Here is a 5244-nt window from a genome sequence, read left to right as displayed (position 1 = left end):
TGGAAGCAACGACTTTGAGGAAGGCGAAAGGCTAAATGCGAAGGGGGAATTGCGAAGGGCGAATGTTGAACTACGTGTGCTGGCGGGCGAGCGTTGACGGACGCTTGGGGAGAATGCGTTCCGTGTGACGTGGGGAATGCGAATTTCGGAAGCGGATGAGGTTCGTGCGTCGTTTGGCACGGACCTTTTTCCATGCGATAGAGCGTTAGATACCACTTCGCGTTTCGACCTTCGCAATTCGAACTTGAATCATGCTCGTTGCCATTGTCGGCCGCCCGAACGTGGGCAAGTCGACGCTTTTCAACCGCCTGACGGAGTCCCAGCTGGCGATTGTGCACGATGAGCCCGGCGTGACCCGCGACCGGGTGTACGGCGAGATTATCTGGAATGGGCGCACGATCCCGGTCGTCGACACCGGTGGGTATGTGCCGCACTCCTCTGAGCGCTTCGAGGCCGCCATCCGCGAGCAGGTCGACATCGCGATGGCGGACGCCGACGTCATTCTCTACGTGGGCGACGTAACGACGGGCGTGACCGACATCGATCAGGAGATGGCGGACAAGCTCCGGAAGTCGCAGAAGCCGGTCCTCACCGTTGCCAATAAGGCCGATAACGACGAGCGCCGGTGGGCGGCGAGCGAGTTTTACGAGATGGGACTCGGCGAGGTCTTTCCCGTCAGCGCGACGAACGGGATCGGCACCGGTGATTTGCTGGACGCGCTCGTGGAGGCGCTGCCGGAGGAGGACGGCGAGGAGCCGGACGACCGCACCAGTATCGCTATTATCGGCAAGCCCAACGTCGGCAAGTCGTCGATTGTGAATGCCGTGCTTGGCTACGACCGGTCCATCGTGACCGAAGAGGCCGGCACCACCCGCGACGCCGTCCATTCCCTGGTCAATTACGAGGGGCGAGAGATTACCCTGGTCGATACCGCCGGCCTTCGAAAGCGCGCGAAAGTCAAGGAGAACATTGAGTTTTACTCCGCCCTTCGAACGGAACGGTCCGTGCGAGAGGGGGATGTGTGCGTGCTCATGATCGATGCCACCGACGGCCTTCAGAACCAGGACATCAACGTTCTGAAGCTGGCCGAGAAGCATAAGAAGGGCATGGTGATCGCCGTCAACAAGTGGGATCTGGTGGAAAAGGATTCCAAGACGGCGAAACGCTACGAGGACTACTTCCACGAAATCCTGCAGACGCTTGACTACGTTCCGATCGTCTTCACATCGGCGCTTACCCGGCAGCGCGTCTACAAGGTCATCGATACCGCGCTCGAAGTGGCCGATGAGCGCGCGAAGCGGATCCAGACGAGTCGTCTGAACGACGTCTTGCGGGAGGCCGTCGCGAATCACCATCCGCCGACGTACAGAGGCGGGAATTATGTAGAGATCAAGTACGTCACCCAGGTCCGGGAGAACCCGCCCGTCTTTGTGTTCTTTACGAACCACCCGAAAGGAGTCAAAGAGTCGTACCAGCGGTACCTGGAGCGGCAGCTGCGGGAGGCGTTCGGGTTTAAGGGCGTTCCGCTCACGCTCGTGTTCAAGCAGAAGTGAGTCGTGTCGCACGGCGTGCGGTGATCGCGGAATCGGATTGTTGATGAGAGACGGGCGGGAGATGGAGACACCGGACTTTCGGGATAAAAAAGAGCGGGCCCGATGGGGGCGAAAAACACGCGCCTACGCCGTCCACGTGCTCACGGCAACCGGTGTGGCGTTCGCGTTTCTGGCGATGGCATCGGTGATGGGCGAAGAGGTGTCCCCGCGATGGACGTTCATTTGGCTCGCTACGGCCGTTGTGATCGATGCCGCCGACGGCCCGCTTGCGCGTCTATGGAACGTGAAACTCTACGCCGCCCGCATCTACGGCCGCGTGATCGACGATATCGTGGACTACCTCACGTTCACGTTCATCCCAATGATGCTCGTCTGGCGGATGGGCTGGCTGCCCGGGCCGGATGCGCTGTGGGTCATTCTCGTCATGATGGCGAGCCTGTTCGGCTTCTCCAACGCCACGGCGAAGCAGGAGGGCGAGGGTTTCTTTCTCGGCTTTCCCTCGTACTGGAACGTCGTCGCGTTCTACACGGGCCTCTTCGTAGCCGAGTATGGCGCGGCGGGGGCCTATTTCTCGCTGGGGTCGACGCTCGTTCTCGCGCTGATGACGATTCTACCCGTCCGGTTCATCTACCCGAATCAGGCCCCGGATCCCTGGCAGTGGCCCGTCATCTTCGGCGCCGTGATCTGGCTCGGGATGATGCTCGCGATGCTCCCGACGTTTCCGAGCGTGCCCGCGTGGGGTGGCGACTGGTTCCTCTGGGCCAGCCTTGTCTACCCGGCATTCTACTTTGGTCTGTCGTTCTACCTGGACCTGGAAGGCCGCCGTGTCGCGTCGTGACGGGTTTCGGGTTGGGGCGATAGGCCGTTGAATAGTTGACGCGTTGGGTGTTGACGCGTTGGTGCGTTGGGGCGTTGTGAACCGGCCGCAGTCATGACCGGCGCGTCGTCCACGAGAGGGACGAGAATCGCTCCGTCGACGCACCGCTTGCCCCACCTCAACACCCGAACACTTGAACACCTTTACACCTGTCCTCGTCACGCCGAAACGGACAAACCGGTTGAGGCGGCCAGATTGAGATTGTCGTCGATTTATCACTCCCCGGAGGTACACCATATTCCGGCGTCAAGCGCGGCTCGAACGCCGGGGATAACCGGAGACGCGTCCGTCGACCCTGCAAACCATGATGTGCTCGTGATCGCTACATCCACTCGTGAATCATTATTTGACCGTTCTCGACTGCGTTGCGGTAGTGTGTTTTTAGGCGTGATAGGATACGGGTAATCACCTTCTCATCCCTTGACGAGTTCGCGTAGATACCGCTGCGGTAAACTCCGGCCCTGCGCATTGCGTCTGGATCTGCGAACGGGCGAAGATCGTCGAACGTGATCGGCGCCAGTGCGTCTTCGATCTGCCGAACCTGGGGAATCGTCGAATAGCGCAGCGAGAAGTCCTGCTTCGTCTTGTAGTCCACAACATCGGCGCCAGCAATCGCCCAGAACAGCGGATCATCAAGATGGAGGGTTTCGATACCGGGAGACCGGGGACTCCTCTGGTTCCGGTATGAGCTGCACAGCATGAAGAGAATAACCTCCCAGTACTTACCCAGGTTTACAGTTGTGTATACCATCATATCCACACGCTGAGGCGTAGATGCGACCAGCTGCCGCTCATCAGGGACTTCGAAGCGGAAATAGTCCCAACTGGCTCGATCTCCTTGCTCAAAATCGATAACCCGACGCGGGTCCTCTCGGTGTAGAAGTAAGTACAGACCCATCGTTGTTGGCTCCGCGGTGTTGAGAGTGTCAGTTGGATTGTGCCTCGTGAGCTTTACACAAGACAGTGAACTCGTAGGACTCTGTAATCGTGTCCGATGCGCGGCGTTGGACGAGCGATCCGTCACTGTTGCGCTGGACGGTCACCATTCCAACTTTTCGGCCCTTCAGATGCAATTGTCCATTCGCATCTCGCTGCAGGGTAACGTGAAACACATTGATCCCGTTTTCCTCTGCATGTCGAAGGGTGGCACCGCCATCATCGAAATACCGAAGTTCGGAGTTCGTCGACAAGGAGGCGATAACGAGAAACGGCGGCCATGTCGTTTCGTATCCCGGCAGTTCCACGTAGGGACGCGCCAGTTCATCAATATATTTTCGAGTTTGACTCCCTTCCAATAGTCCGCTCTCTTTATATTTTGCCTCAAGCAGTCCTCGAAAATAGCTATAGTCGGGAGACCCATCAATGAGCACGCCTCGCTTGACCCCGTCAGGTTTACTTTCATCCGGGAACTCAAATCCTCCCGGCGCGCTGTGTCCCAAAGCGTATCGCGCATCGACTTCGAAGGCGTTACCTAGCGTTAGCTGGTTCGTGTAGCCACACTCCCTCTCATACAAATCTTCGAGCTCATTTTTAGACACCGGCACCGGGTCTGGGGTCCGGATGGGTCCGCCTCCGTCCCCATCGTCCGGGTCGTCCGGCGGGATTGTGGGGATTGAGCCGGGGTCGTCCGGCCCACCGGGCAGCGGTTCATCAATCGGGTCCGGGAAGGCCGGCGGGGGGTCCCAGATTTCCTCGACCACCACTTCGTCCATCTCACACGGGTCGTTGCCGTCGGTGCCGCACAGGCTGGTTTCCGGCTCCGGGTCATCGACCCCCTCCGGTTCCGGCACCAGTAACCCATCGGTGCATCCGGTGACGACAAGAAGCAAAACAACACATAGCACCGCAACACGGCGCGAACGGAGGGGGGACATCATCAGGATCAGACATTATTCGAAACGGGCGGGCTGAAACGTGAACCCTCCCATATTACCCCCCCAATAAACTTTATTATTGAAGTTCAATATAATATCATTGCAGTGATATACTTTTGGAGTAGTGGAACCCTCATGATGTCGGACGTGCCCGCCCAGCGCCCCGCATCGGACTAGCGGGAGCGGCAACACCGCCCTCCCTCCGTCAGTCGCCTGCCTCATCGCGTCAACATGTTATCGCGTTAACAACTCACCACGTCGACATGGAGAAACATGTGGCGATGACTCCGACCCGTCACGAATCCGTGTGTGGATGATACTGCATCCGCACCTCCCTGCCGTGCCCAGCGATGCCCGGACACCGTCACCACGCGCATCACCCAGGTCTGCTTCTTTTCGTCGCTCGGGACATGGGCAGGGGAACGCAGGTGCGGAGGATCATCGTCCAGACCTCTAGTCTGTTTGCGCTGTTCGCTGGGCGCGACGCGCGGCTTGCAAGTGCTCGGTCATCTCGGCTTGCAGCATCTGGTTCAGGATCGGCTCCAGCAGGATCGGCTACAGCAGGACCGCCAGTCCCCGGTCGCTCTGGAGCAGCTGTTGCATCTTCTCGTCGTCTAACTCGATCTCAATGATAGCCATGGTGATTCTGTCTTGGTTGTTGGTGCGGTTCGCTTACAGCCTGGCAGAACGTGATGCCTTTTTCTATCCCGCCGACTCAGTTACACAAGATTAAGGCCTCAACCGACTCGTAGGACCGCCACACTTATCGGAGAAAGGCCTTCACTGGCTCGAGGGAATCCGTCTTGAATATCTCAATTGACTCTCCGTATAGGTTCAAGTCTTCCGGCGTCGACTTTTCCCTTGGGACGCGAACAATGAAGTAGTATGAGCCTGTCTTATAGTACACTCTTGCAATTCCTTCGCTATTCGAAGATGGAGA

4 protein-coding genes and 1 pseudogene are annotated in these 5244 nt (G+C 58.4%); 2 read left to right on the top strand and 3 right to left on the bottom strand.

Annotated elements, in window-relative coordinates; genetic code table 11:
- The first annotated feature begins 251 nt into the window (after positions 1-251).
- Positions 252-1553, top strand: a complete 1302-nt coding sequence (gene der / locus ACFCU0_RS16005; RefSeq protein ID WP_434974687.1) for a ribosome biogenesis GTPase Der — start codon at positions 252-254, stop codon at positions 1551-1553.
- 43 nt (positions 1554-1596) lie between these two features.
- Entirely contained in the window at positions 1597-2391 is a 795-nt protein-coding gene (locus ACFCU0_RS16000) for a CDP-alcohol phosphatidyltransferase family protein (protein ID WP_434974686.1), read from the top strand.
- Between the two features lie 361 nt (positions 2392-2752).
- Here ACFCU0_RS16000 and ACFCU0_RS15995 read toward each other — a convergent pair whose 3' ends face one another.
- The 3 genes and pseudogenes from ACFCU0_RS15995 to ACFCU0_RS15985 all read right to left on the bottom strand — a co-directional run.
- Positions 2753-3184, bottom strand: a complete 432-nt coding sequence (locus ACFCU0_RS15995; protein WP_434974685.1) for a DUF1877 family protein — start codon at positions 3182-3184, stop codon at positions 2753-2755.
- Positions 3185-3356: 172 nt separating this feature from the next.
- Positions 3357-4307: a hypothetical protein gene (locus ACFCU0_RS15990; RefSeq protein WP_434974684.1), complete on the bottom strand. Its 951-nt coding sequence runs from the start codon at positions 4305-4307 to the stop codon at positions 3357-3359.
- Between the two features lie 486 nt (positions 4308-4793).
- A pseudogene (locus tag ACFCU0_RS15985) lies at positions 4794-4943 on the bottom strand (IS256 family transposase); the annotation flags it as partial.
- Between the last annotated feature and the right edge of the window lie 301 nt (positions 4944-5244).

This window comes from Longibacter sp., from assembly GCF_051155795.1.
In the GTDB taxonomy this organism is placed as follows: Bacteria; Bacteroidota; Rhodothermia; order Rhodothermales; family Salinibacteraceae; genus Longibacter.
The sequence above is the reverse complement of the archived record's forward strand: the minus strand, read 5'-3'. Positions and strand labels throughout refer to the sequence as shown.